The following is a 26,358-nucleotide window of genomic DNA, read 5'->3' on the forward strand; positions in this document are numbered from 1 at the left end:
ACCTGTCGTTTCCATCATTAATAACAGAGAAATCTTTCTGTTTTGTGATGAATAAATTAATAATTTGTCTATTGCTTGAGATATTGCTTAATTCGTGCCACTAATTTATCTATTTGATTAATAACAATATTGTTTGCGAATGGCGTTGTTTTTGAGCGTGTTTGCAATAAATGCGTCTGTTTTTAAATACACCTTTGGTGCGGAGTGTCTTTTTTGGGGCAATTTTTTAAACAATATTTATATCACAAGGTTAAGCAATGGCTATCTTCCTCTAACAATGCTTGCATTTTTTTGGCATACTCACCGCCAATTTCTCGCGCTGCGGGACAAGCTAAGAATTTGCGAATAACGGATAACGATAGTGATACTAATTTGTGACAGTAAAAGACAGGCAAGGGTGCATGATTAAAACATCAGAATTGTTTGCCGAAGATGGGGTTTTATCTACGGCAATTGCTGGGTTTAGCCCACGTGCATCGCAAATTGCAATGTCTGAAGCCATTGAACAATGTATTGACGATCAAGTTCCGCTAATTGTCGAGGCTGGTACGGGAACAGGTAAAACCTTTGCATACTTAGCCCCAGCAATGATCAGTAACAAAAAAGCAATAATCTCAACGGGTACAAAAAATCTTCAAGAGCAGTTGTTTCACCGTGACCTACCGTTACTTAAAAAAGCCTTAGCCAGTAATCGTCAGGCAGCGCTGCTTAAGGGCCGTTCAAATTATCTTTGTTTACATCGGTTAGGTCAGCATAGTGGCAACAGTACCTTATTGGAGCGGGAAACCCTGGATGAATTAACCCAAGTTAGACAGTGGGCGTCTACCACTAAAACCGGTGATATGGGAGATTTAAAGTCACTGTCTGAGAATGCCAGAGTATTACCTTTGGTGACTTCTACAGTTGATAATTGTTTAGGTCGAGATTGTCCTGATTATGAAGATTGTTATTTAGTCAAAGCGCGAAACAAAGCAATGGACGCCGATATAGTGGTGGTGAATCATCATTTGTTTTTTGCAGATATGGCTTTAAAAGACACAGGCTTTGGTGAGCTAATTCCGGAAGCTGATGTGGTGGTATTTGATGAAGCTCATCAAATACCCGATATTGCCAGCGAATACTTTGGTGAAGCTCTCTCAAGTCGACAAATACATGATTTAGCGCGAGACATTGAGATTATAAAACGTACTCAACTAAAAGATGCCGAACAACTAGTAAAAGTTGCTGAGAAGTGTCGTTTGATTGCGGCTGACTTGCGTATTTTGTTTCCAGTCACTCCAGAGCGGGGCAATTGGCGACAAATGCTAAAACGCCCAGAGGTCGAAGCGCAAATCAATAAATTGGACGAATCACTGACGGTACTTTACGAAGTGGTTAAAATTCATCTGGGTCGAGAAAAAGAACTTGATACTTTGTTTGAAAGGGTAACTCACGCCAAATCCAAACTGGCTGTTTTAAACGATGTAAATCAAAAAGGTGTGAGTTTATGGTACGAAACCACACCTAAGCACATTGTGCTGCATTTAACCCCACTTAGTATCGCTAAGCGCTTTGCTGATTTTATAGAAGAACCGAAAAGAAGCTGGGTGTTTACCTCTGCAACTTTGATGGTGGATGGCGGTTTTGCCCATTTTCAGCGTTTAATGGGCTTAGATAATGCAAAAACATTAGCCTTGGACAGTCCATTCGATTACCAAAAACAAGCTATTTTGTGTGTACCTCGATATTTACCAGAGCCTAGCAGCCGTGAGATGCGACAGAATTTATTGGAAGTAGCAGTGACCTTAATTAAGGCGAGCAAAGGCCGTTGTTTCCTGTTATTTACTTCCCATGCGATGCTGAAAATCATTGCCCAAAGCTTGCCTGAATATATTGATAACCCAATATTAGTGCAAGGCACCACGACCAAGCGTGCGTTACTAGACGAGTATGTAACCAATAAACAAGCCGTACTGTTAGGCACGGGAGCATTTTGGGAAGGAGTTGATGTGCGTGGTGATGATTTAACCTGCGTAATGATTGATAAATTACCCTTCGCCGCCCCAGATGATCCACTTCTGCAGGCTCGAATTGAAGATTGTCGAAAGTCAGGTGCCAATCCTTTTGCACAAATCCAGATCCCCCAAGCGGTTATTTCCCTCAAACAAGGGGCTGGGCGGTTAATTCGTGATGAAAAAGACAAGGGGGTTTTGGTGATCTGCGATAATCGCCTAATCACGAAAGACTACGCAAAAACCTTTTTAGCCAGTTTACCGCCCATGAAGCGCACTCGAGACTTGTCGGTGGCGGTTGATTTTTTAACTGAATTACATACCTCTGAAGGCCTGTGAATTGATGAAAATACTTGCGATAGATACAGCCACTGAAGCCTGCTCTGCAGCCATTTTTGTAGATCAAAAAACCGATTCAATATTTGAAGTTTGCCCTCAACAACATAGCCAAAAACTGCTTCCGATGGTCGAGCAATTATTACAACGAAATAATCAAACATTATCGGCAATCGACTATCTCGTGTTTGGTCGTGGTCCAGGTAGTTTTACTGGCGTGCGTATTTCAACAGGTATTATTCAAGGTTTGGCGTTGGGAACTGAAAAGCCGGTTGTTGGTATCTCTACTTTAGCTGCAATGGCGCAACAAGCGATTGATGAATCTCAGGCCAAGTTGGTTGCTGTAGCGATAGATGCTCGCATGGATGAAGTCTATTTCGCATTATTTCGCAATGAAAATAACCTAGCCCGTTTAATCGAAGAAGAGCAGGTGCTAGGGCCGGAAGCTGTGCTTGAAGGCTTAACCGAAATACCGGATGTATTATGCGGTACGGGGTGGACTGCCTATAAAGCTTTCCAGCAAATCGTCGAGCAGGTCGGTCAGCCATCCATTCTTTTTCCATCAAGTAGTGCAATGATCCCATTAGCTATAGATGCTATCGCGCAGGGCAATTTTAGCGACGCAGAGAATATTCAACCGGTTTATTTGCGAGACAAGGTGACCTGGAAAAAGTTGCCTGGTAGAGAATAGTGGTTTTAACTGGATTAGATTGGTTTTACGCGATAGTTCGTATCTTGTGCATGATTATTGCAGTTAATTTTGGTTTGACACCTAAAAAGGATGCAATAGTTTAGCTAAGTGGAAATTGAATCTTCGTTAGTTGCCGCGCAAAATCAACTAACTATTACTCCCACTGCCCGTGAGCCGCAAAAACAAGCGGAAGCACAAGAGCAGCAAAATCAAAGACGTGACACTCAGTTGCCACGTCAGCAGGTTGTTACGCGTCAAAATTCCCCTGAAGCATATGCACAAGCCGAACGTTTTCGAGAACAAAAAAATAGTGCATCACAACCTCAAGATTTTAGTGCTCGCCAGGCAATAGACGCCTATCAATCTCTTGCCAAAGAAAGTCAACGTAGTGAAATCCAATCGTTACTGGGAATTGATACCTTCGTTTAATCTTATCCAATTAGGCTCGAATAAAATGATCACTTTGGTGTAAAATTTTTCGCCTATTTGTTATGCTGAACAACGGATTATGATGATTTTATATCCCGAAACTATGTTGATTCAGCCAATAACGCAACGTGTTATTGGCAATAGGTGTTAGTATTAGCAACATATCTAAACGATTCTATAGCGTTAATTAGTGGATTCATGTTTTAGTAAGTAAATAGTCTAATTGGTGAACTATCTAATCAGTTAAGAGTTTATTAAGGTAAAAGTTTAGCAAGTTAAAATTTAGCGGTAGAGAGGATTCTCATGTTAGCGAAAATTGCGGTGTTTTGTTCAGTAGTACTGATGGCTGGCTGTTCTGTCATACCTGACAGTATTCAGGTGGAAGATGAAGCAAACTTAGTAGAATATCAGCAGGTTACAAGTAATCCCGAAAGTAATATTGGCAAGACTGTTCGTTGGGGGGGAGTGATTGCTAAAGTCGAAAACTTACCTGATGCAACCATGATCGAAATGGTCGATTTTCCATTGCGTTCTTATGCTCGCCCTCGAGTCTCAAATCAAAGCATGGGCCGGTTTCGGGTCTATATTGATGGATTTATCGATCCAGTGGTCTTTGAAAAAGGTCGTAGCGTTACCTTTACCGGAAAAATTACTGGTTCCGAGGAAGGCATGGTAGGTGAGCACAAATATGTTTTTCCGACCCTTAAATCATCTGGATACCATCTTTGGAAAGAAATAGAGCAAGTGAATGTGAGTAGCTTGAGCATGTGGCCATATAATCCATACTGGGGATGGCCATACCGACCTTATCACCAACGCGTTATTATACGTCGTAATAGTGATAGTCCCTCTGGCGGCGCAACAACTCCCAGTCGAGCGACTCAACCTAACCGTCAACAAAGTACCCGTTCAGCTACGCGTAATAATGGTATAGCGCCAGTTGATAAAGAGCGTTAAAGGCTGATTTTTATAGGATTATAACTAATCAAAATAGCTGAGTATCACGGCGGATAATTTCCGGTGACGGCAATAAAGTGTTAAAAAGCGGCATGTAATTGCCGCTTTTTTTGTTTATAAAAAACGCTCAACAGGATACTAAAATGCATGATGTCAGGTTCTCTTTACCTAACTTAGAGTTAGCAGGTCTTGCAAATGGACACACCGATAAACCCCTAATTATTGCTTTGCATGGTTGGTTAGACAATGCCGCGAGCTTTATTCCTTTAGCCAAATATCTGAACGATTACCATTTGGTCGCAATTGATTTTGCTGGGCATGGACTCTCCAGCCATCGCAGTGCTGACGCTCATTATCACCAAATTGATTTTGTCCACGACTTGCATGAGTTAATTTTAAGTCAAGGGTATAAAAAGTTTATTTTACTGGGGCACTCCATGGGAGGGATCGTCGGTTCGATGTACGCTAGCAGTTTTCCTGAATTTGTTTCCCATTACATCACGATTGAATCCTTTGGTCCTCTTTCAAAAAATGCGCAAAGTAGTCCGTCACAAATGCGTGAGGCCATAGAAAGCAGATTAAAATTACAAGCTAGAGAGCCGCAACATCCCAAAAGCTACGAAGCCGTAATCAAAGCCAGAGCATTAGCTGGGGACTTAAGTGAAGATGCGGCAACATTGTTGGTTAATCGCAATTTAATTGAGCAAAATGGCGAGCTTCGTTTTCGCACCGATAGAAGGCTTCGTACGCTCTCGTCAATTCGAGTGACAGATGAGCAAGCTAGACACTTTATGCAAAATATCCAAGCACCGACATTAGCAATAATGGGCACAACGGGGTACGAAGTCATGCGTGAAAAAGTCAAAGAAAGGTTTGATTGGGTGCCAAATTTAACCCATGTAACTTGTGAGGGGGGACATCACTTACATATGGATAATCCCGCCGACATTGCTAAAAAATTGCTGGATTTCCTAGCACTTAATCCATTAAATCACTAAAATTAAGCTACAATCAGGTCTTACCTGTATTAATTTAAATGTTCATTGGTTAACATCGTGTAATCGTATTGAGAAGCATAAGCCCTGGAGGCAAAGTGGACAAAATTTGGTTAAAACACTACGACCCTAAAATTCCTGCAGAAATCGACCCAGAGCGTTATTCTTCAATAGTAGATATATTTGAGCAATCAGTATCGACTTACGCTAACAACACTGCATTTATCAATATGGGACACAGCATAAGCTTTGCTGAGTTAGATAAGTTATCTGCTCAATTTGCTGCTTATTTACAAAACGAGGGTTTAAAGAAAGGTGATCCAGTCGCCATTATGATGCCTAACGTTATTCAATACCCTATTGCATTATTTGGAATATTGCGTGCTGGATTAACGGTAGTAAATGTTAATCCACTTTATACCGCTCGTGAGCTAAAACATCAGTTAAACGACTCAAACACCAAAGCTATTGTTATTATTGAAAATTTTGCAAGTACTTTAGCTCAAGTGATTGAACAAACTAATGTGAAAAAAGTACTGCTGACCCAAGTAGCAGATATGTTCCCAGCCCCCAAACGCTGGATAATGAATTTTGCGGTAAAATACATTAAAAAAATGGTGCCGAGTTTTACTATCGCGAATACCGAAAACTTCACATCTGCAATTAAAAAAGGTGCTTCTCTTACCTACACCAGACCAGAAATAAGCAGTGACGACATCGCTTTTCTACAATACACCGGCGGCACTACAGGTGTATCTAAAGGGGCAATGCTTACTCACCGTAATATGGTGGCAAACTTAGAGCAAATTTCTTCAGTATTGGAAACCGTTATCGAGCCAGGTAAAGAGTTGGTGGTGACGGCTTTACCGCTTTACCATATTTTTGCCTTGCAGGCTAACTGTCTGACTTTTGTTAAATTTGGCTGTCCAAGTTTACTGATAACCAATCCACGAGATATGGTCGGTTTTGTAAAAGAAATGGCACAACATCACTGTACCGTAATAACAGGTGTGAATACTTTATTTAATGGTCTTCTTAATACACCAGAATTTAGTGAGCTGGACTTCTCGGGTTTAAAGTTTGCTTTAGGTGGTGGTATGGCAGTGCAACGTTCAGTGGCTGAGAAGTGGGAAAAAGTCACTGGAAAGGTACTTTTGGAAGGCTATGGTTTAACCGAATGTAGCCCTGTTGTTACCGTTAACCCACCACAGCTTGAAAGTTATAAAGGGTCAATTGGTATGCCCGTATCTTCTACGGATATCAAGTTATGTGACGATGATGGCAATGAAGTTCCTATGGGGGAGCCTGGGGAAATGTATGTTAAAGGTCCTCAGGTAATGAAAGGCTACTTGAACCGCCCCGAAGCGACAGATGAGGTTATCAAAGATGGCTGGTTATTAACGGGGGACATCGCCACCGTTGATGAACAAGGTTACTTCTATATTGTCGATCGCAAGAAAGATATGATTTTGGTATCTGGCTTCAATGTGTTTCCTAATGAGATTGAGGAAGTCGCAGCGATGCACGATCAAGTGGTCGAAGTGGCAGCTGTTGGTGTGCCTAGTGAATCATCTGGCGAAGCGGTTAAACTCTTTGTTGTTCGAAATTCAGATGAATTGACCGAGAAAATATTGATCGATCATTGTCGTAAAAATTTAACCGGCTACAAAGTACCAAAATTTGTTGAATTTAGAGACGAGCTTCCCAAGACAAATGTTGGTAAGATACTCCGCAAAGAGTTGCGCGATTAGCTTAAACGAAATCATCTACTGATTTTATTTAAATTGAAGAGCCGACTCATGTCGGTTTTTTTATTTTCTAGGTGTCCATCTTTTCATATGCAATATACCCTAATAACTACGTTCGAAGCATTACACTCCTTTTGTGTTCAAGCCAATAAAGCATCTGCAATAGCCGTTGATACGGAGTTTGTTAGAACGAGAACTTTGTACCCTAGATTGGGCTTAATCCAAATTTATGATGGCATTACTCTGGCCCTTGTGGATCCATTGGAGATTGAAGATTTATCGCCTCTGGTGGACCTTCTAGCTAACCCTGATGTGGTCAAAGTCTTGCATTCTTGCTCTGAAGATTTAGAAACGTTTTGGCATAGTTTGAATGTGATACCGACGCCTATTTTTGATAGTCAATTTGCTGCATGCTTGTTGAATATGGGAGCGACATTGGGCTATGCAAATCTGATTGAGCTGATGTTAGATATTAAACTTGATAAAGGTGAATCGCGAACCGATTGGATTGCTCGTCCGCTGAGCGAACAGCAATGCCAATATGCAGCGAATGACGTACTCTATTTGTTGCAAATTTACCCTCAGTTGAGCGAACAAATCGCTGCTTTAGGCCGCACGGAATGGATTTACCAAGAAATGCAGCAATTGGCATTGAAAAAATCCATTAATCTCCCTGCAGAACTTGCCTATCTTAATATTAAGAACAGTTGGAAACTATCGGGCATATCTCTGTATTTACTGAAAACCTTAGCGAAATGGCGAATTGAGCAAGCGCGTTTGCGTGACTTGGCATTAAACTTTGTTGTGCGTGAATCCAATTTAGTAGAAATTGCACGCACTCTGCCTAGCCATAAAGGGGCTATTTTTGCCATTGATGGCATGACTCCTCAAGAAGCTCGGATTCACTCAGATGCATTACTCAGTTTGGTTGAAGAAGCGAAGATTGCACCGGTTGAGATATACCCATCGCCTGTAGAAAGGTTGATGACGCACAAAGGATTTAAAAAAGCCTCTGCTGAATTGAGAGCACTTTGCCAGCTAAAAGCGGATGAACTTGAGATACCCGTTGAAGTCCTGGGATCAAAAAAACAAATACAACAATTGTTAAAATATCATTGGCACAAACAAGATGAATTGCGAGAGATGGGGTTGAAACCTGATTTGATTCAGGGCTGGAGAGGGGATCTTTTGGGAGACCAAGTGCTTAAAATAGTCGCCAAATATGGAGAGCTGAACTAATGCTTGTATATGTATATAAAAGTAATAAAAAGCAACAAACGTATCTCTATGTCTTAAAAAGAGACAATTTTGATGATGTGCCCGAACAGCTTATGGCAACTTTCGGTAAACCCACATTTGTGATGATTTTAGCCCTGCAAAAGCGTCAAAAATTGGCTCAAGTGGATATACATAAATTAACCAACGAACTAAATTTAAATGGATTTTACTTGCAACTTCCTCCACCTAATGAAGATTTGTTAAAAGCCCATAAGCAAACACAAGATAAAAATAAAGAAAATAAAGGACAGACATCGAAATGAAAAGACTAATGAATGGGAGCTGCATTTTAGTTTCAATTCTGCTGTTGAGTTTCCCGCTACACGCTCAGAAAAACGAAAAAGATTACGCAGGTTATGTCGAACAGCTTAAAAGTGAAGCGATATCGGAAGGTTTCGATGCACAATTTGTAGATCAGGCGTTTGCCGACATAACGTTCTATAAAAGAGCCATTAAGGCAGATAAGAATCAACCAGAATCTAAAATCACCTTAGATAAATATTTACGCACCCGAGTCCCTGATTGGAAAGTGCAACAAGCCATCGATTTGTACCGTAAACACCAACAAATATTAAACAAAATAGGCAAAGAATATGGTGTGCAACCGCGCTTCATAGTGGCCCTTTGGGGAAATGAAAGTAATTTTGGAAAGATTATGGGGAATTACTCTGTTATCTCCGCATTGTCTACATTGGCTTATGAAGGTCGTCGTGAATCCTTCTTTAAAAAACAATTGTTCGCAGCTTTGACTATCCTGCAGCAAGGTCACATTCAAAAACAACAGTTTGTGGGATCTTGGGCTGGTGCAATGGGGCAAAGCCAATTCATCCCTTCATCCTTCATAACTTATGCGGTTGATTATGATAAAGATGGTAAAAAAGATATTTGGGGTAACCCCGCGGACGTATTTGCATCAATTGCCAATTACTTAAGCAAAGAAGGTTGGGATGACAGTATTACTTGGGGCAGACAAGTTCGCATTCCTAAAGGTTTTGATTTGGCCCTTGCAGGTTTAACTAAGTCTAAAATGCAATCTTTAAGCGCATGGCAGGCATTGGGGGTTAGGCGTTATGACGGCTCTGATTTGCCAAAGGTCGACTTGCAAGCTTCGTTGATCATGCCAGATGATGAAAATGGCCGAATCTATTTAGTTTACTCGAATTTCCATACATTAATGCGTTGGAATCGCTCGACATACTTTGGAAGCGCTGTGAGTTATCTTGCCGATCGAATTAAAAAGGGTTCTTAGATGGAGTATTTTCACAAAGATATTAATGGCCAGCCCATCCAACTGCCGGTTGGGAAGGTGGTGTGCGTGGGACGTAATTACGTTGATCACGTCAAAGAGCTTAACAATGAAGTTCCTGATACCCCTTTGTTATTTATGAAACCTTCCACAAGTTTATGTGATGTAAATGCAGGGGTGACCTTACCAGCCGATACGCTGGGAAGTTGTCACAATGAATTAGAGATAGCGATTCTGATTAAATCGCCACTCAAAAATGCATCACAGAGCGATTGTCAATCCGCTATCTGGGGAGTGGGACTAGCACTAGACTTAACCTTGCGAGATTTGCAGAGCAAATTAAAATCAAAAGGTTTACCTTGGGAGCGAGCTAAATCCTTTGATGGTGCCTGTCCAGTATCAGGGTTCACTGAAATACACAATGTAGCTGATCTTCAAGCTTTAAGTTTCAGTTTAGAGGTTAATCAACAACTGAAACAGCAAGGCGACACATCTTTAATGATGTGGGGCGTTTATTCGTTGTTGTCACAAATAAGTGAGGTATTCACTCTGTTACCAGGTGATATTGTGCTGACAGGCACACCAAAAGGTGTAGGCCCTCTATTTGCGAATGATGAATTGTGTTTACGTTTGGATAAACATTTTAGCGTTAATAGCAAAGTGCAGGGTGAAAAATGAGTTTAGAAGCAAATTTTTGGCAAACTAAATCGTTGAAGCAAATGAACCGTCAGGAGTGGGAGGCCATTTGTGATGGTTGCGCTAAATGTTGCTTACACAAAATCATCGATGAAGATGCTTCGCAAACAGATGGGCAACAAGCTGCCACCGAAGAGCTGCATTTTACCAATGTCGTTTGCAGTTTTTTGAATACCAAAACTTGCGCGTGCACCCAATATGCCGACCGTGATGAGCTGGTACCTGAATGTGTCACTCTATCCCAAGATAACCTTCATCAACTTGCCTATATGCCGCCAAGTTGCAGTTATCGCAGACTCAACGAGGGAAAGGGGCTTCCGAGTTGGCATCCATTATTGCATAAGAATAAAAAGTCAGAGATGCACAAGGCTGGCATGTCTGTGCGTGGTAAAACTGTTTTTGATCGGGACGTTGATGAAAGTAAGTTTGAAGACCACATCGTTATTTGGCCATTAAACGAAATCGATTAACTAGCTAGTTAATCGATTTCAAGTTGTTTCGGCTAAAAACTTCTACGGGTAAATAGTCGGCTAAATAATACAATAGAAAAAACCGCTGTATAAATTGCAAATACAACAATCATCCATTCAGGCATACTCATATTCATAAATTCCCAATCAATATTGCCACAATCACCAGTAGCGGCAAACATATTGGGTAGCCAATTGTGCAGCGGCAAGAAAGCTGGGAAATTGGGAACAATTTCACAGGAAACAAAAAATGGATTTGACTCGTTCTGTATCCCCACATGTTCAATGGCGATAAACATTCCCCAAATCGCAGAGACCCCCCAAGTCACAAAACCTATGAATCGTGTTATGAGATTATTTCTTAGGGTAGGGAGTAGCCCAGCGAACAGCAGGCCAAACACTGCTGTTCGTTGATATATGCACATAATGCACGGCTTTAAATCTAACCCATATTGAAAAAATAGAGCTGCCACAATTAAGCCTAAAGCAGATAGCAACAACGTCAACCAAGCCCATCGTGTTGAAGCCATGTCGCCAAAGAATACAAATACATTCATGTTTATTAAATTAACCTAATTATTAGTGGGCGCTAGCTGCGCCAACTTCTGCATCTGGAACATGGTGATTTATCCAGTGCAAATCATATAAAACGTCTGTTAATTCCTGCAATCCAAAATAAGTCGCAGCCAATCCTACTAAGGTTAAGACAATCGTAAATGGGAATGCCATATAAACCATAGTACCGTAAGATAATCGCAATAACGGCGCGATGGCAGAGGTTAATAAGAATAAAAATGCAGCTTGTCCATTGGGGGTCGCAACACTGGGTAAATTCGTACCTGTGTTAATCGCAACGGCTAATAGATCAAATTGGTCACGGGTAATTTGGCCATTTTTTAATGCAGTGGTGACTTCGGTTATATATACCGAGCCAACAAACACATTGTCACTCACCATAGACAACAACCCATTGGCTAAGTAAAACATCACCATTTGTGTTTTACCCTCAAAGGTCAGAACATAGTTAATGACCGGCGTAAACAGACCTTGATCTATGATTACCGCCACAACGCCAAAAAAGACACACAGCAGCGCAGTAAAAGGAAGCGCTTCTTCAAACGCCTTACCAATTGAATGCTCTTCAATCACACCACACATGGTCGTCGCTAAAACGATGACCGAAAGACCAATTAATCCCACTTCTGCTAAATGCAGTGCAAGACCAATGATCAACCAAATACCAATTAATGCCTGAGTAAAAAGTCGAGCGGTATCTAACTTGGTGCGTTGTTTGTCCATTTGCGTGTTGTAATCACTTAATATGCCTCGCACAACAGGGGGCAACTTAGCGCCATATCCAAACCATCCAAACTTTTCCACTACATAAGCGGTAATCAGTCCCGAGAAGAACACCGGAATTGTCACAGGAGACATGCGCACAAAAAACTCACCAAAGCCCCAAGATGCTTTTTCTGCAATGATTAAATTCTGCGGTTCACCAACCATAGTCATCACTCCACCTAAGGCAGTACCTATAGCTGCATGCATCATTAGGTTGCGAAGAAAGGCGCGGAAATTCTCTAAATCATCGCGGCTTGGTTGGCCTATTTCGTCGTCACTTGAATGATCGTGATCATTGTTGAAATCTTTTCCTGAGGCGACTTTATGGTAAATGCTGTAGAAGCCTAACCCCACAGCAATAATGACCGCGATAACTGTTAAGGCGTCTAAGAACGCCGACAAAAACGCCGATGCGATAATAAAAGCTAACGATAACGCTCGTTTATTTTCTATTTTAATCAAGAGCTTAGTAAACAAATACAACAGCAAGTCTTTCATAAAATAAATACCCGCAACCATAAATACCAGTAATAACACCACACTAATATTAACGGTTATCTCATGGTACATGTGGGAAGGCGATGTCATTCCAATGAAGAGGGCTTCGATCAGCAGTAACCCCCCTGGTTGTAATGGGTAGCATTTTAATGCCATTGCCAAGGTGAATATAAACTCCAGAACTAAAACCCAGCCAGCTATATAGGTACTAACAAAGTAAAATAGAATTGGGTTTAAGATTAAAAATCCAACAATAACTTGTTTGTACCAATCAGGAGCATGGCCTAAAAAGTTTTTGTAAATGGCTTGAGTCATAGAAACTTGCATATGGGAATCCTTTTACTCATCGACTTTAAGTGCGATTGCATTTATTTATGTCTTCATTTTTAAAAGGTCAGGGCAATAAATGCAAGGTAAATCTGTTGTTAATCAGTGAATTGATTCTATTTGAACAGATATTGTGCAGCTTTGCGACTGATAAAGTCTATTAAATATTTAACATGCTGTTAAACTTTCATTGTTCCATATAAAATTCATCTGGTACAATCAGTTATCAACATGACATTAAAACGATAATAAGAGAGCCGTTGCATGATTTACAAGGCACAAAGTCCAGCTGGATTTGCAGAAGAATATATTGTTGAGTCAATATGGAGTGGACGATTTCCGCCTGGGACGATCTTACCAGCAGAAAGAGAGTTGTCAGAACTTATTGGTGTGACTCGCACAACGTTACGTGAAGTATTGCAAAGACTAGCTCGAGATGGCTGGCTGACAATTCAACATGGTAAACCGACTAAAGTAAATAATTTTTGGGAAACCTCAGGTCTAAACATCCTTGAAACATTGGCTCGATTAGACCAAGACGGGATTTCTGAGTTAGTCGATCACTTATTAGCCGCGAGAACAAATTTAAGCGCTGTGTTTATTCGTGGTGCAATTAAAAATGATGCACAGCGAGTTAAGGAAATCCTCAAAGGCTTCCCAGACATTCCTGAAGATGGTGCCGCATTTGCTTTGTATGACTATCGCATTAATCACGACATGGCGTTTGCCTCTGGTAATAAAGTATATGTGTTAATGATGAATGGTTTTAGAGGTCTATACTCGCGAATTGGAGGCTACTATTTTTCTTGTCCCAAATCCCGAGAGTTATCTCGCAACTATTATCAAAAGTTGATGGAGTTGGCCGATACTGGTGATTTTGCAGGAGTTGCTTCTGTCGTTCGTGAGTATGGTATCGAGTCTGGCAAAATTTGGCATGAAATTCGTGCTGAAATGCCCAATGACTTAGTCGATTAAATCAATTTTTTTGTAACCTCTGTTATTAGACATTCAAATCACCGCGTTATCTAGTTGGCAAAAGTTTGCATAAAATGTAAACCTTTATGACTTCACTTGGTAATTTAAAAACACCATAAATCAATGCTTTGCATTAAAGTCCTAAATTAATTTTTATTATTTTAGGACTTTAGTATGCGCTTTCTAATTTAGATCGTTAATCTTGTTCACAGTCAACAAATCGAGGAAATAATCATGACTAAATTAGACGCAATCAAAAGTAAAGTTTCAGACGCTGAAGATTTTGCACGTAAAATCTGGTTAGCTGGTTTAGGTGCTTACGGTAAGAGTTTCGATGAAGCTCAAGGTCAATATGAGAAGTTGACATCTGAAGCAGGTAAAGTATTTGAAGAGTTAGTTGAAAAAGGTGAAGTTTTAGAAACTGAAGCTAAAGCTAAAATCAAAGCTAAAACTAATGTTGAAGAACGTGTAACTGAAGTTCGTAAAAAACTAGGTTTAGATTCTTCAAGTTCAGAAGACAAAGTAGAAGAACTTTCTGCAAAAATTGATGCATTAACTGACGCTGTTGCAAAATTAGCTGCTAAGTAATGTTATCAAGTTCAGGATTGTCTGTAGGCCTTAATTAAGGTCTACAGTACCTGAACACTTTATATATGTACTTGGATAATTAAGTCGGGGGAGTTATGAAAGCGATAAAATCTGTTGAAGAAACTGGGCGTAAATCCTGGTTAGCTAGTGTTGGCGCATATGGGGAAAGTTTAAATAAATCCACAGATGCACTGGACAAACTCTATACAGACGGCAATGCTTTAGTACAGGACCTGATTATACGCGGTGAATCGGTAGAAGCGGAAATCAAAGCTAAACTAGAACACAGCCCAATATTTAAGGGGAAGTCGATGTTAAAAAGCAAAATTGATATGTTCAAGGCGAAATTGGGCATGCAAAGTCATAGTCGCGAAATTCAACTAGAAATACTCTCTAACAAAGTTGATAACCTAATTGATGTTGTCGCAAAACTTGCTCAGAAAAAAGCAGCTGAACAAAGTGCTGCAAAATCAACGGCAACACCTGCTGCTAAAGCGAGCACTAAGACAACTGCCGCTAAAACTGCTACTACACGTAAACCTGCCGTTAAAAAGACTGCTAGTGCTAAACCTGCCTCAGATGCAGCTAAAACGCCAGCAAAGACAACGTCAACGACGACAAGAACTCGTAAACCAGCAGCTAAAAAGCCGGCTGCAGATAAAGAATAGTAGAATAACTACTCGGTCTTGATGACCATCAATCTATAACGCCAGATTATAACAAACTTGCGACAAGTTGAGATGAGTTGGCGTTGTGGTGATTTGCACTGGGTCTTACACACTGCTCAGTTGAATTTGATGTCTTTGTATAGGACATACGCGTTGTATAAGCGGCATTGTCTTTACCACCAAAGCTGACTAGTGGCTTTTTAAAGAAGTGCTGACGACATGTTGTACTTAAGCGCATTTTCTCGCTTTCTTGTTACTCATTCCACATACAAATGCATTTGCGATTAAACACCTATGCTGTTTGCAACAGAATTTACTTGGCACAAATGAGAGTTCAAATGTGCCAAATTTTTACATTCTTTCAGCCATAATCCGCGAACAACTGTTTTGTTCTTCCTTCTACCACTGTGTTTACGCCGATTTAGAGTTGTTGACTAAGCTCAATCCATTGTGTTGAGTCAATACTCGTTCTTCTCTGGCTTTAAGCAACTTCAAGTATTTCCCGAATGTTTTGCTAATTTGGGTATCACGTTTGATCCGATCTATTTGTGGCCAGGTTGCTCTTTCTGCACTTGAAATTAGTTTTTCAATACTGCGTAACGACGGATTGGCTAAGATATGTTTTAAACTTGCGAATCCTCGTTTAGGTAAAATATTGATATCACCTACATACTGCTGATCTATGATTGAACGCAACTTGTGTATTCCCAGTTTTGCGCCTTTATGAGAAGTCATACCTTCTAAAACATCAAATGCGTAAATACTATTCAATTTGGTAATGTTAGCTAAGTGGCGCCAAGTTAAGGCTCCTATTCCTCGACTATCTTTTTTGTCCCGAGATAAAAAAGGTACGGCTAAGGGATTAGTTTGACTAACAATACTATGGTTTACCCCATATAAGCGGGCGAGTTGTTTAAATGGCATGTCAGCCATCAATGAGCCATCTGCAAAACGTCGGTTAGGTATGTATGGAACAATCTTGCCATCTGCTTGTTTCGCTTTTAATTGCACTGGACTAAATACCAATGGAATGGCACATGATGCTCTAACCGCTTGGGTAATAATTGCGTTAGGTGACGTTTTAGCATTGAGCAAACGTGAATACTGGTGCAAATCAGATGGCGACACGGTAACAGTCACATGTCGTCCAGTTTTCTTGAAAGCTTCTTCAAATGTCATCAAATCAAAGAGTTCAATGAATGCATTTTCTAAGTTGGTGCTATCCATTAAACTATTTTGACCAAAACCTTGCCAAATTCTCCAATTACTAAAATTTTCGTAGATATTTTGTGGCTCTAAGGCGACTTTGAGTTCTTCGTTGGTACGGGTGGCAATAAGACTTGCGATGATAGATCCGGCGCTAGCGCCTGAAATTACATCTGGCAGCAAGTCATGCTCAGTAAGTGATTTAACGACACCACCATGAAAAAATCCAAGCCCAGCACCGCCGCTTAACATCAAGCAACTTTTGCCAAAGGCATGGGCTGTTTCATCAAAAAATGACAATTTTTCGTAAAAGTCGATTTCAGACTCGTTTGCATGGTATATAAAATCTAATGACTCACATACTTGATCGATAAATTCTTGAATTAAATACTTGGTACCTATTTTACTGTGGTTTTTCATCGCAGGATTAGCAATATTGCCTAAATTGCCATGAATACCTTCGTGTAAAATGGACATCAAGCCTAATGCATCACCACGAGAACGCGCCAACTTAATTCGTTGAACCCGTTTACGAATTAGACGATAGTCATATTCCTTACAGGTATCCTTTGCCTTCCATTCTTCCGCGCCAGACAATTCATCATGTTCTTGGCAAGCTTCCTTATATTCTTCATAACTATCTGCATGATTAATTGCAGCTTCTAAATCAGTAAGCGAATTACGGTACGCCATTTGGACCACCTAGTTTAATTAAATACAACTTTTAAACATAAGGGTCTGTAAATTCGTTCAATTCAAACCCTAATTTTCGAATCTTTAACACCACGCTATTGTTGCTAAACGTTAACATTAGTATTACTAAACGCTAACACTATGGTTAACCAATTAATAGTATCCTTTAGTGTGAGATTATTAATAACTTAAGTTTTTAGAAAGTGCTACCCAATTTAGTAGAATTGGGCGTTTCAACTATTTTACAAAGAGATTTTGTTTGAGAATGTATAATTTGCTGTCAATGGCACAAATTTGATTGACCATTGTAATCGCAAAGTTTAGCCTGATGGAGTAGGGTAGTAAGCCCGTTACTTAGCTGTGACTATTAATTTGCTTTTTTGTAGAGTGAGTTCACGGATTAAATTGTTATTTATTCCTTTTTAATAAATTAAAGGCATCCACGCCACTTATGCAATGGATTTTAGAAAATTACTTGCTGTTGTTGATTCCTATTACCAGCGGGATTGTTGGTTGGGCAACTAACTTTCTAGCAGTCAAAATGATGTTTTATCCAATAGAATTTATTGGTATCCGTCCGTTTTTCGGCTGGCAGGGACTCATTCCTATGAAACGCCAGGAAATGGCTGAAATTGAAGTGGAACTGGTTTTAGGCAAGTTGCTCAGTGTGCAGGAACTTGCAGGAAGAATTGAGGCTGACAAAATGACAGCCTCTATACAACGCCGACTTAAACAAGTTTTGCGCAAAGTGATTAATCAAGTGATGCAGGAGTCTGCTCCTCAAATATGGGCATCCATGCCTGTACAAGCCAAAAATTTGGTTTACAAGCGCGTTGAAGCTGACATTCCTAATATGGTCACTAAAATGATCGATGATTTCCAACATAATGTGGAAGAAATTCTCGATATCAAAGAGTTAGTGGTGAGTCATTTAGTCAATGAACCTGAACTAATCAACGAAATATTTCTTAAATCTGGTGAAAAAGAATTTCCATTTATTGAACGTTCAGGGCTCTATTTCGGTTTCTTATTCGGATTACCCACTATGGCCTTCTGGTATTGGTTTCAGAGTTGGTGGATATTACCTTTGGGCGGCTTGATTGTGGGTTATGCAACCAATTGGATCGCAATTAAGATAATATTCGAGCCTAAACAACCAATTCGGTTATTTGGAATCACATTCCAAGGAATGTTTTTAAAACGTCAAAAAGAAGTCTCAGAAGTTTACTCTGAAATTATTGAAAAAAAGCTTATTAATTCGAAAAATATTACAGAAATTGTGCTCCATGGTTCGGGATCAGAGCAGTTACTCGAACTGATAGAATTACATGTAAACGATGCTATTGAACGATATGTTGCTATTGCCCAACCTTATTTTGCGTTGGGTGTTGGCTCTAAGCAGTATTACCGAATGAAAGCGTTAGCTGTGCAGTTGATTTTTGACAGTTCTGATAAATATTTACAGTACGCCTATGAATATGCCAATGATGCACTGAGAGTTGGCGATGATCTATGCGCTAGAATGCAATTGTTAACCCCAGAAGAGTTCGAAGGTGTATTGCGTCCTGCTTACCAAGCAGACGAATGGAAATTAATTGTGGTTGGTGCTGTGCTGGGTATGATTGCCGGATTTATGCAACTTTACTTAATTTAATACAGATTCCGATTCTACTTATTTGGTCTTTTCGATTAATTCAAATATACCTACCAGAGATAGGGTTAGCTTGTGTTTTGGGGCCATTTCTATAAGTGGGGACTTAGCCTGATGAGATTCGCGCATTTTAACTGATTGGGAAACGTACTCAGCTAAGACTGGATAATTTTCTTCGATTAATTCATTGATGATTTGTTTTGGCAGATTGGCGTTACTCATAAACTGGTTGGCAATAATACCTTCGATTTCTAAATCAGGGTTATGATCTTCTCTTATTTCGGCGATTTTTTGCTGCAAACTGTACAAGCCTTGTCTGGCAAAATCATCACAATCTATAGGTATCAAGCAGCGGGATGCGGCAATGAGAGCTGATAGACTATAGAAGTTAAGCGCGGGCGCGGTATCAATGTAGATGCGATCATACTCAGTGCTAAGCGTTTCTAGTGCTTCTTTTAACTTATAGATTTTATGCCTACTGTCTAATTCACTTTCTAATTCCGACAAACGTGCTGAACCGGCAATAATGTCCAAGTTTGTTACTTTTGTTGGCTGACAAAATTCCTTCGCTGGTTTGCGGTGCAAATGAAATGTAATGGTTTGTTCAAATAGATTGGCAATAGTGCAATCATCGTCTTTTTTAATGGCGTCTAGATAGGCTGTACTGTTACATTGGGTATCTAAATCTACCAATAAGGTTTTAAAACCGTGGTGAGCTGAAATGGCCGCTAGATTGACGGTTAAACTGGATTTGCCTACTCCACCTTTTTTATTAAATAGCACTCTTATCAATGGGATTGCCTCTGGATTTGGATTGGCGAAACAGGAACCATTTTCGCTCTACTATATTATTGAACTGCGCAATTACCAGTCTTGATATTTGCTATGCTGTGGATAAATAATAATATTAATGACCAGAAAGTAAACATAATTTACCGAAAGCATGATACAAATAAATAAAGCGTTATTTCATTCGTAGCTCTTGTATGTTCACAACGGGTTATGAAATGATGGGTATTATTAATTTTGTCATATTTTTATACGCTACCGCATATCCTAGCGTAATTTAATTATCGTATTGGCAAGAAAGAGTAAATCGTTCGACTAACTTTGGTTGATCACTATGAAAACGGCAGAGAAAATACTAGTCACTTCGTTGGATTTATTTAACCAACACGGGGAGAGTAATGTCAGTAGTGTTGATATTGCGGTTGAATTAGATATTAGCCCCGGTAATTTATATTATCATTTCAAAGGCAAGGAAATGATAGTGGCCGCGTTATTTGATTTATATAAAAATCAAATAGATACAGCATTTAATTCTGCTACCAACAAAGATTTAAGTATTGAAGAGTTTTTTTATTTTCTATACGTAATTTTAGAAAAAGGCCATCATTTTCAATTTCTGTTTCATAATCAAGCTAATCTTGCTGAAAATTATCCGACGGTTGCCAAGAAGTTCAAACTGCTTATCCTCTCGCAAGAAAGGAGTATAGAAAAATTAATTAAGTCGTTTATTCAAAATAGCAGTTTAAAAGCCACTTTTCACCAAGGAATTCAAATTGTCGAGCTGGTTGGTCTAGTCTTTACTCAATCAGCGAACTATTATGCATTAAAAGGTCAAAATATCAGCGATGAGACGCATTTGTATAAGGGACTAGCGACCATTCTATTTGCTGTATTGCCCTATATAAACCTGCCACCTGGGGAATTGCATCATTTACAAGAAGCAATTGCTACCCAAACTTTGGTCAGTGGGTTAGGCGTTTCCTAAGAATCCGTACGTTTAAGGAATATTGAGATTGAGTAAAAAACTTTCATTTCTCGACAAAACATTTTGGATTACTGAGTCTGAAGATAATCCAAAACATGTCGCAAGTTTACAGCTTTTGGAAATGCCAGAAGATGCCTCCCCACAATACGTTGAAAACCTGTGTAATGAGGTGAAGCAATTCGATAAAGGCGTTAGTCCCTTCAATGGCACGGTTAAAACGTTTATGGGTTTTCCTATCGGCCTCAATGAAATTGACAAGTTAGATATGGATTATCACGTCAAGTACCATGTGGTTGACGACGTTAATGACAAAGAAGCGCTGCATAAATTTGTTGCCAAATTGCATGAAGAATGGCTGGATCGTGATAAACCTCTTTGGCAGTACCACTTTATTACTGACAATAAGAATAAAGAATATGCGATTTATGCCAAAGTCCATCATCTGTATGGTGATGGGGCAACGTTAATTCGTTGGTTCCAAGCTGGCTATCTGGCGGAAAAGAACACGGAAACATTTATTCCGGTTTGGGCGGCACAAAGACGAAGCCGCAAACGCCGTAAGCTAGGTATTTTCACCTTAGTATTTGGTGGCGCATTTGAACTGTTTATGGTGGTGTTTGACTTACTCTATATCGTTTTGCGTCTATTGATGAAGCTAACCCGCATCAACTCAACCTACATGCCTTTGCCTTTTTCTGGCACTAAAACCATATTAACTGGCCAAGTTAAGAAAGGTCGAGTGGTGTCCACGGTAGACTTAAACTTTGCTCGAGTTAGAGGTTTGAGTAAGCGTGCCAGAGCGTCTGCCAATGAAATTTTACTCTGCTGTTTTGATATTGGGGTTCATCGATTTTTAATGGATAGAGGACACACTTTCAAAAAAGCGCTCTATACTAATATGCCAATCAACCTGCGAAAACCTGGTGATCAGGCCGCGGGGAACAAAATAGCTATCGTGCCTGTGCGCTTGGCTCACGGTAAAAATGATCCTTATTTACGCTTGCGCCAAATCATCGAGAATCATCGTATTGTAAAACGCGCGGCAAAGCGCTCCAGACCCTTAGCATTCAGTTATTACACTGTGCTAATACAGTCTTACTCATTGATATTTGAAATGTTGCGGCTGTCTGACTTTGTGCGTCCTATCGCCAATATTCTAATTTCCAATGTGCCTGGCCCAACAGATGTGCGCTATTTAAAAGACAGCAAATTATTGGCCTGTTATCCCATTTCAACGATGACCCCTGGTGGAGGCGTAAATATCACTTTAATTACCTATGCAGGAACTGCAAATGTGGGGATTGTTTGCTGTGATAAAAACGTAAAATCTTTGGAGACTTTATCTGTTTATTTCACCGAAGCTTTTGAGATGTTGGAAAGGTGTATTGATGATCCGTCTTTGAACATTGACGATATTGGTGAACGTGTGCGTCAAACCGACTTGTCGATTGTGGATGATGAGGTCTATGATGAAGAAGCCGATCACGACCACTTGGAGTCAGAAAATACAGCTAAAAAGTCTGCTTAGAATTTAAACCTGACACAACGTTGCTCTACACAAACTGATTGGCCATGTTGGATGAACAAAGCTTCTTGCCAATCGTTTTCGTCCAGTTTATAGACAAATTCTGGGTTGTGTTTTGTTTCATCTAGTAACTTAATAATCTGCGGTTTGTGGTAATCCAATACCCGTTGTTTGCTTCCTGATAAATATAATCGCAAGTAATCAGAGGCAATATCTGAACTTCCCGCAGTCATTAAGCCTAAAGCCGATTTGAAGGTACCAGATATTAAATTTTGTACGCTTCTAGGCATTACTAGATCGAGAAGTTGCTTCGAATCATTAAGTAACGCATATTCGTCATTAATCAACCTAATTGAATCCAATTCTAGTGAGTCGATAGTCACAGTCTTATTTTCAGCATCATATTTGGGTGTCATATCCAATACAATTAGCAAATGCGCGCGATAAAGTGGATTGCTAACCGCATCAATATCTAAGCTTGAATAAAGCTGTACCTTTACGGTATTACTATTGCGTGGAATGTCTATTTCTGTCTCAAGAATGGTAAATGTGCCTTTACCCACAGGGACGTCGACGTCTAGGTGTTGCGGAAAATGTGGCCTTGCCAAATCATTTAACTCTTCGACGGTATAATCTACATGGCTTATTTTGCCTAGCTTGATCATCCATTTAGCAATGAACTTATTGAGTTTTAGTGAAAACCGTTTTCTAAGTGTTTCTGCCACGTAGTTGTTAACTTATTCATCATTATCCAGCACTAAGTGTGAAGGTGAGAGGCTTTTAATGTCAAGTTTGGCGTTATTTATTTCATTTCATTTGTACATTAAAGTAACAACCCATTTTATTTTTTGGTAAACTGACTGGTATGACATCAGAGCAGTTGACTAGCTTTGTGAACTTAAGTAACTATTTATTCGTAGTTGTAACTAACAAAAAAACCTTTGAAGTAGAAGCCGACATGCATGAATTAAAACAGACCCAATTTGATTTTATTATTATTGGCGCAGGTTCGGCTGGATCCACATTGGCTTCTCGGCTAAGTGAAAATCCCAATGTTCAGGTCTGTCTGCTCGAAGCGGGTGGAAAAGACTCCAATCCTTTGATCCATATTCCCTTTGGTTTGTCATTGCTTTCAAGAATTAAAAATGTCGGCTGGAATTATAATACCGCGTCACAGGTTAACTTAGACAATCGAGAGTTATATTGGCCTCGTGGTAGAACCTTAGGCGGTTCTAGTTCGATAAACGCAATGTGTTATATACGCGGTGATCAGAAAGACTACGATGACTGGCAAGCCCAAGGCGCTCAAGGGTGGGATTGGCAGTCAGTTAAACCTTATTTTATTAAATCTGAACGGCAACAACACGGTGGCAGTGACAATCATGGCAATCAGGGGTTGTTGCATGTTAATGACCTACGCCACACCAACAAATTATCCCAATCTTTTGTTAAAAGCGCCGCACAAGTGGGCATGCCAATTCTACAAGACTTCAACGGAGAAGAACGGGAAGGTTTAGGTTTTTATCAAGTAACTCAAGTAAATGGGCAACGATGTTCTAGTGCAAAAGGCTATTTGCAACCAGCTTTACAACGCTCTAACTTAACCGTGCTCACCCATGCACAAGTGGAACATATTGTTGTTGATGATGGTGTTGCTACTGGAGTTAAATTACATTTAAAAGACAAATTGATACAGCTTAACGCGAAGCAAGAAGTGCTGCTTTGTGGCGGAGCTATCAATAGCCCGCAAATACTCATGTTATCTGGAATTGGCCCTAAAGCGCATCTGACTGAACATGGCATAAAGGTTAACGTTGATTTACCTGGTGTCGGGCAGAATTTACAAGATCATTTGGATGCTATCGTCCAGCAGCGATGTGAAGCCAGAGAAAGTTACGCTGTAGCGCTGCCGTCATTACCTATGTATATCAAATCAGTATTTCAATATTTATTTGGACGTAAAGGATTAATGACATCGAACATTGCCGAGGCAGGTGGGTTTGCTAAATCCAAATATGCTACCGACCGTCCCGATCTGCAATATCATTTTTTACCAGCAATTTTATTGAATCATGGTCGTAGCACCGCTTTTGGATATGGTTATGGTGTCCATGTTTGTTGTTTATATCCTAAAAGCGTAGGTGAAATAAGGTTGGCATCATCAGATCCATTGGCTCCGGCGATTATCGACCCAAATTATTTAAGCCATCCAGATGATATAGCTGTAATGATTGATGGCGTTCGCAAAGCCCGTGAATTATTGGCAACGAGTGAATTTAATCAGTACGGTTCCCGTGAAATCGGGCCAGGTATTGCTGCACAATCAGATGAAGAAATATTAGCTTATCTACGTAAACGGGCAGAGACCATTTATCATCCCATTGGTACTTGTAAAATGGGCAACACTGAAGATCCCATGACGGTGGTAGATAGTCAGCTAAAAGTGAAGGGAATAACAGGCCTGCGTGTGGTTGATGCGTCAGTGATGCCAAGTTTAATAGGTGGTAACACCAATGCTCCGACTATCATGATCGCTGAAAAAGCGGCCGATATGATAAAACAGCAGTACCAATTGTCACTATAATTAATCACTATCTTGGCTGTTTAATACAAACATTTGTAAAGCTGTTTCACACATCTCATCAATATGACTGGCGTTTGCATAAATTCCATCGATTAATAATCTTGCAATACCATGAATAGTCCCCCAAGTAACTTGGGATAAGCGCAGCGTATCTAAACTAGCCGGTAATAATCCCTTGTGTTGCCAATCACGGGTCATTTTCACTTGAAATTGAAATGTTGGGTAGGCGATGTCTTTCAACGAATCAGTAGCGCTGTTTTGTTTCCATATTGTTCTACCGAACATTAAATCATACAACTCTGGATTTTCAGCAGCATAACTAATATAGCCGTGAATAAATGCCCTTAATTTCTGTCTTTCATTTAAATTCGGATTTTCAAATATTTCATCCAGTTGTAACTTCCAATGGCTAAAACCTTGTTCCGCTATCGCGCATAAAAGCTCATTTTTATCTTTGAAATGGTGATAAGGCGCTGTGCGCGAAACACCAACCTGATCAGCTAGTTTACGTAATGACAAGCTCTCTACTCCCTGCGCCTTGAGCATTGAGGAGGCGGTAAGTATAAGGCTTGTGCGCAAATCACCGTGGTGATAACGGGCTTTGAGAGGCTTTTTATCGGTCATTCGTGCACTTTATCATAGATCTTGACAGCGTCAACATCTTACCTTATCTTGACATTGTCTAGATAAGGTAAGTTTAAGCGTTCCTTTGAGGAATTCATCCAATTTATAGGTACGCATAAGCTAACTAAACAGCCTCAATTAGGTAGGCGTGCTTTACTTATTACCTGTGTACCATCTTGGAGAAAATCGTTTTGGAAAACTCAAATACAAATTTAGATTTTTCACAATTAACCACGTTAACTGTATCAATAGAAAATCATATTGCGCACATACAGCTGTCTCGACCAGAGCAACTTAACAGCATGATCCCCGAATTTTGGCATGAATTACCAGAAACTGTCCGACGAATAGATCATGAGTCGGCAGCGAGAGTGATTGTTATTTCCGCTTTAGGAAAGCACTTTAGTGCGGGTATGGATTTGTCAGTATTTACCCAAATGGCCAAAGATTTTAGCGGAGAACCTGCCCGAAGAGCTGAACGACTAAGACGTTCAGTGTTGGAGTTGCAAGATTCATTTAATGCCCTTGAGCAAGTAAGAATGCCGGTATTAGTTGCAGCCCAAGGTGGGGTTATTGGTGGCGCTGTGGATATGATTTGCGCCGCAGATTGCCGTTATTGCACCCAAGACACCTATTTCACTATCAAAGAAACTGAAATTGGCATGACCGCCGATGTTGGTACTTTGCAACGTCTACCGCATTTAATTCCTCAAGGTTTAGTTAGAGAGCTGGCATTTACCGGCAGAAATTGGAGTGCTGAAGAGGCGATGGCCCAAGGTTTTGTCAATAAAGTATTTGAAGATCAAGAATCGATGCTAGACGCTGTGATGAAAATCGCGCAAAAGATCGCCATGAATTCACCTATGGCCGTTGCCGGATGTAAAGAGATGATTAATTACACCCGAGATCACAGTGTTCAAGACAGTCTTACCTATATGGCGACATGGCAGTCTGGCATGTTCCAAATGCCTGATATTCAAGAAGCCATGGCATCGCAACAGCAAAAACGCATGCCGCAATATGCCGAGCTTCTGGATAAAAGCTCGATGATGACCAACAAATAAATT

General features: G+C 40.1%; 25 protein-coding genes. 19 read left to right on the forward strand and 6 right to left on the reverse strand.

Translation table 11 applies throughout. From position 1 onward, the window contains the following. Positions 1–401 precede the first annotated feature (401 nt). From KO530_RS20510 to KO530_RS20560, 11 genes are all read left to right on the forward strand, one after another. Entirely contained in the window at positions 402–2,330 is a 1,929-nt protein-coding gene (locus KO530_RS20510) for an ATP-dependent DNA helicase (RefSeq protein WP_216050310.1), read from the forward strand. A 4-nt stretch (positions 2,331–2,334) separates the two neighbouring features. Next, complete coding sequence (gene tsaB, locus KO530_RS20515; protein ID WP_216050311.1) at positions 2,335–3,018, forward strand: tRNA (adenosine(37)-N6)-threonylcarbamoyltransferase complex dimerization subunit type 1 TsaB; 684 nt, start codon at positions 2,335–2,337, stop codon at positions 3,016–3,018. A 108-nt stretch (positions 3,019–3,126) separates the two neighbouring features. Continuing rightward, complete coding sequence (locus KO530_RS20520; RefSeq protein ID WP_216050312.1) at positions 3,127–3,447, forward strand: hypothetical protein; 321 nt, start codon at positions 3,127–3,129, stop codon at positions 3,445–3,447. 303 nt (positions 3,448–3,750) lie between these two features. Continuing rightward, positions 3,751–4,404 (forward strand): Slp family lipoprotein, encoded by a 654-nt coding sequence (locus tag KO530_RS20525; RefSeq protein WP_216050313.1) that lies wholly within the window; start codon positions 3,751–3,753, stop codon positions 4,402–4,404. Positions 4,405–4,547: 143 nt separating this feature from the next. After that, positions 4,548–5,402, forward strand: coding sequence for an alpha/beta fold hydrolase (locus KO530_RS20530; RefSeq protein WP_216050315.1), 855 nt, complete (start codon positions 4,548–4,550; stop codon positions 5,400–5,402). 95 nt (positions 5,403–5,497) lie between these two features. Next, positions 5,498–7,150, forward strand: a complete 1,653-nt coding sequence (fadD, locus tag KO530_RS20535) for a long-chain-fatty-acid--CoA ligase FadD (protein WP_216050316.1) — start codon at positions 5,498–5,500, stop codon at positions 7,148–7,150. 87 nt (positions 7,151–7,237) lie between these two features. Continuing rightward, a complete protein-coding gene (gene rnd, locus KO530_RS20540) occupies positions 7,238–8,386 on the forward strand; it encodes a ribonuclease D (RefSeq protein ID WP_216050317.1) in 1,149 nt (382 codons plus the stop codon). After that, positions 8,386–8,688, forward strand: a complete 303-nt coding sequence (locus KO530_RS20545; protein ID WP_216050318.1) for a YcgL domain-containing protein — start codon at positions 8,386–8,388, stop codon at positions 8,686–8,688. The genes rnd and KO530_RS20545 overlap by 1 nt, the downstream gene beginning before the upstream one ends. Beyond that, positions 8,685–9,674, forward strand: coding sequence for a lytic murein transglycosylase (locus KO530_RS20550; protein WP_216050319.1), 990 nt, complete (start codon positions 8,685–8,687; stop codon positions 9,672–9,674). The genes KO530_RS20545 and KO530_RS20550 overlap by 4 nt, the downstream gene beginning before the upstream one ends. Beyond that, positions 9,675–10,349, forward strand: a complete 675-nt coding sequence (locus KO530_RS20555) for a fumarylacetoacetate hydrolase family protein (RefSeq protein ID WP_216050320.1) — start codon at positions 9,675–9,677, stop codon at positions 10,347–10,349. Next, the gene (locus tag KO530_RS20560; protein WP_216050321.1) at positions 10,346–10,837 is read left to right on the forward strand and encodes a YcgN family cysteine cluster protein; all 492 of its coding nucleotides are present in this window, start codon (positions 10,346–10,348) and stop codon (positions 10,835–10,837) included. Before KO530_RS20555 ends, KO530_RS20560 begins: the two co-directional genes overlap by 4 nt. Positions 10,838–10,869: 32 nt before the next feature. Here the strand turns inward: KO530_RS20560 and dsbB are convergent, their stop codons facing one another. Together dsbB and nhaB are read right to left on the reverse strand one after the other, a co-directional pair. Beyond that, complete coding sequence (gene dsbB / locus KO530_RS20565) at positions 10,870–11,394, reverse strand: disulfide bond formation protein DsbB (protein WP_216050322.1); 525 nt, start codon at positions 11,392–11,394, stop codon at positions 10,870–10,872. A 22-nt stretch (positions 11,395–11,416) separates the two neighbouring features. Then, the gene (nhaB, locus tag KO530_RS20570) at positions 11,417–13,003 is read right to left on the reverse strand and encodes a sodium/proton antiporter NhaB (RefSeq protein WP_216050323.1); all 1,587 of its coding nucleotides are present in this window, start codon (positions 13,001–13,003) and stop codon (positions 11,417–11,419) included. A 264-nt stretch (positions 13,004–13,267) separates the two neighbouring features. Between nhaB and fadR the strand changes: the two genes are divergently transcribed. From fadR to KO530_RS22165, 3 genes are all read left to right on the forward strand, one after another. Further along, positions 13,268–13,978: a fatty acid metabolism transcriptional regulator FadR gene (gene fadR, locus KO530_RS20575; RefSeq protein ID WP_216050324.1), complete on the forward strand. Its 711-nt coding sequence runs from the start codon at positions 13,268–13,270 to the stop codon at positions 13,976–13,978. A gap of 234 nt (positions 13,979–14,212) precedes the next feature. Continuing rightward, the gene (locus tag KO530_RS20580; protein WP_216050325.1) at positions 14,213–14,566 is read left to right on the forward strand and encodes a phasin family protein; all 354 of its coding nucleotides are present in this window, start codon (positions 14,213–14,215) and stop codon (positions 14,564–14,566) included. A 95-nt stretch (positions 14,567–14,661) separates the two neighbouring features. Further along, positions 14,662–15,234 (forward strand): hypothetical protein, encoded by a 573-nt coding sequence (locus KO530_RS22165; protein ID WP_216050326.1) that lies wholly within the window; start codon positions 14,662–14,664, stop codon positions 15,232–15,234. A 411-nt stretch (positions 15,235–15,645) separates the two neighbouring features. Here KO530_RS22165 and KO530_RS20590 read toward each other — a convergent pair whose 3' ends face one another. Beyond that, entirely contained in the window at positions 15,646–17,133 is a 1,488-nt protein-coding gene (locus KO530_RS20590; protein WP_216050327.1) for a DUF3336 domain-containing protein, read from the reverse strand. 451 nt (positions 17,134–17,584) lie between these two features. Here KO530_RS20590 and KO530_RS20595 point away from each other — a divergent pair, with 451 nt between their 5' ends. Continuing rightward, on the forward strand, positions 17,585–18,787 hold the full coding sequence (locus tag KO530_RS20595; RefSeq protein WP_216050328.1) for a DUF445 domain-containing protein: 1,203 nt from the start codon (positions 17,585–17,587) through the stop codon (positions 18,785–18,787). Between the two features lie 18 nt (positions 18,788–18,805). Here KO530_RS20595 and KO530_RS20600 read toward each other — a convergent pair whose 3' ends face one another. Further along, positions 18,806–19,567, reverse strand: coding sequence for a ParA family protein (locus KO530_RS20600; RefSeq protein ID WP_436792313.1), 762 nt, complete (start codon positions 19,565–19,567; stop codon positions 18,806–18,808). A 340-nt stretch (positions 19,568–19,907) separates the two neighbouring features. Between KO530_RS20600 and KO530_RS20605 the strand changes: the two genes are divergently transcribed. Then, the gene (locus tag KO530_RS20605) at positions 19,908–20,558 is read left to right on the forward strand and encodes a TetR/AcrR family transcriptional regulator (RefSeq protein WP_216050330.1); all 651 of its coding nucleotides are present in this window, start codon (positions 19,908–19,910) and stop codon (positions 20,556–20,558) included. A 28-nt stretch (positions 20,559–20,586) separates the two neighbouring features. After that, the gene (locus KO530_RS20610) at positions 20,587–22,086 is read left to right on the forward strand and encodes a wax ester/triacylglycerol synthase domain-containing protein (RefSeq protein WP_216050331.1); all 1,500 of its coding nucleotides are present in this window, start codon (positions 20,587–20,589) and stop codon (positions 22,084–22,086) included. Here KO530_RS20610 and KO530_RS20615 read toward each other — a convergent pair. Beyond that, the gene (locus tag KO530_RS20615) at positions 22,083–22,808 is read right to left on the reverse strand and encodes a DUF1439 domain-containing protein (RefSeq protein ID WP_216050332.1); all 726 of its coding nucleotides are present in this window, start codon (positions 22,806–22,808) and stop codon (positions 22,083–22,085) included. The two genes, KO530_RS20610 and KO530_RS20615, sit on opposite strands and share 4 nt — an antisense overlap. Positions 22,809–23,041: 233 nt before the next feature. Here KO530_RS20615 and KO530_RS20620 point away from each other — a divergent pair, with 233 nt between their 5' ends. After that, positions 23,042–24,667, forward strand: a complete 1,626-nt coding sequence (locus tag KO530_RS20620) for a GMC family oxidoreductase (protein WP_216050438.1) — start codon at positions 23,042–23,044, stop codon at positions 24,665–24,667. On the opposite strand, the gene KO530_RS20625 is transcribed toward KO530_RS20620, so the two are convergent. Beyond that, positions 24,668–25,291, reverse strand: a complete 624-nt coding sequence (locus KO530_RS20625) for a TetR/AcrR family transcriptional regulator (protein WP_216050333.1) — start codon at positions 25,289–25,291, stop codon at positions 24,668–24,670. Between the two features lie 191 nt (positions 25,292–25,482). On the opposite strand from KO530_RS20625, the gene KO530_RS20630 reads away from it, so the two are divergent. Then, the gene (locus KO530_RS20630; RefSeq protein ID WP_216050334.1) at positions 25,483–26,355 is read left to right on the forward strand and encodes a crotonase/enoyl-CoA hydratase family protein; all 873 of its coding nucleotides are present in this window, start codon (positions 25,483–25,485) and stop codon (positions 26,353–26,355) included. Positions 26,356–26,358 lie beyond the last annotated feature (3 nt).

It is taken from the genome of Aliiglaciecola lipolytica (assembly GCF_018860635.1).
GTDB lineage: Bacteria > Pseudomonadota > Gammaproteobacteria > Enterobacterales > Alteromonadaceae > Aliiglaciecola > Aliiglaciecola lipolytica_A.

Coding starts and splice junctions, on each gene's coding strand:
- tsaB (WP_216050311.1), top strand. CDS start 2,335: ATGAAAATACTTGCGATAGATACAGCCACTGAAGCCTGCTCTGCAGCC.
- KO530_RS22165 (WP_216050326.1), top strand. CDS start 14,662: ATGAAAGCGATAAAATCTGTTGAAGAAACTGGGCGTAAATCCTGGTTA.
- KO530_RS20550 (WP_216050319.1), top strand. CDS start 8,685: ATGAAAAGACTAATGAATGGGAGCTGCATTTTAGTTTCAATTCTGCTG.
- KO530_RS20605 (WP_216050330.1), top strand. CDS start 19,908: ATGAAAACGGCAGAGAAAATACTAGTCACTTCGTTGGATTTATTTAAC.
- KO530_RS20510 (WP_216050310.1), top strand. CDS start 402: ATGATTAAAACATCAGAATTGTTTGCCGAAGATGGGGTTTTATCTACG.
- KO530_RS20525 (WP_216050313.1), top strand. CDS start 3,751: ATGTTAGCGAAAATTGCGGTGTTTTGTTCAGTAGTACTGATGGCTGGC.
- dsbB (WP_216050322.1), bottom strand. CDS start 11,394: ATGAATGTATTTGTATTCTTTGGCGACATGGCTTCAACACGATGGGCT.
- KO530_RS20620 (WP_216050438.1), top strand. CDS start 23,042: ATGCATGAATTAAAACAGACCCAATTTGATTTTATTATTATTGGCGCA.
- nhaB (WP_216050323.1), bottom strand. CDS start 13,003: ATGCAAGTTTCTATGACTCAAGCCATTTACAAAAACTTTTTAGGCCAT.
- rnd (WP_216050317.1), top strand. CDS start 7,238: ATGCAATATACCCTAATAACTACGTTCGAAGCATTACACTCCTTTTGT.
- KO530_RS20595 (WP_216050328.1), top strand. CDS start 17,585: ATGCAATGGATTTTAGAAAATTACTTGCTGTTGTTGATTCCTATTACC.
- fadR (WP_216050324.1), top strand. CDS start 13,268: ATGATTTACAAGGCACAAAGTCCAGCTGGATTTGCAGAAGAATATATT.
- KO530_RS20560 (WP_216050321.1), top strand. CDS start 10,346: ATGAGTTTAGAAGCAAATTTTTGGCAAACTAAATCGTTGAAGCAAATG.
- KO530_RS20625 (WP_216050333.1), bottom strand. CDS start 25,291: ATGACCGATAAAAAGCCTCTCAAAGCCCGTTATCACCACGGTGATTTG.
- KO530_RS20580 (WP_216050325.1), top strand. CDS start 14,213: ATGACTAAATTAGACGCAATCAAAAGTAAAGTTTCAGACGCTGAAGAT.
- KO530_RS20530 (WP_216050315.1), top strand. CDS start 4,548: ATGCATGATGTCAGGTTCTCTTTACCTAACTTAGAGTTAGCAGGTCTT.
- KO530_RS20545 (WP_216050318.1), top strand. CDS start 8,386: ATGCTTGTATATGTATATAAAAGTAATAAAAAGCAACAAACGTATCTC.
- KO530_RS20590 (WP_216050327.1), bottom strand. CDS start 17,133: ATGGCGTACCGTAATTCGCTTACTGATTTAGAAGCTGCAATTAATCAT.
- KO530_RS20555 (WP_216050320.1), top strand. CDS start 9,675: ATGGAGTATTTTCACAAAGATATTAATGGCCAGCCCATCCAACTGCCG.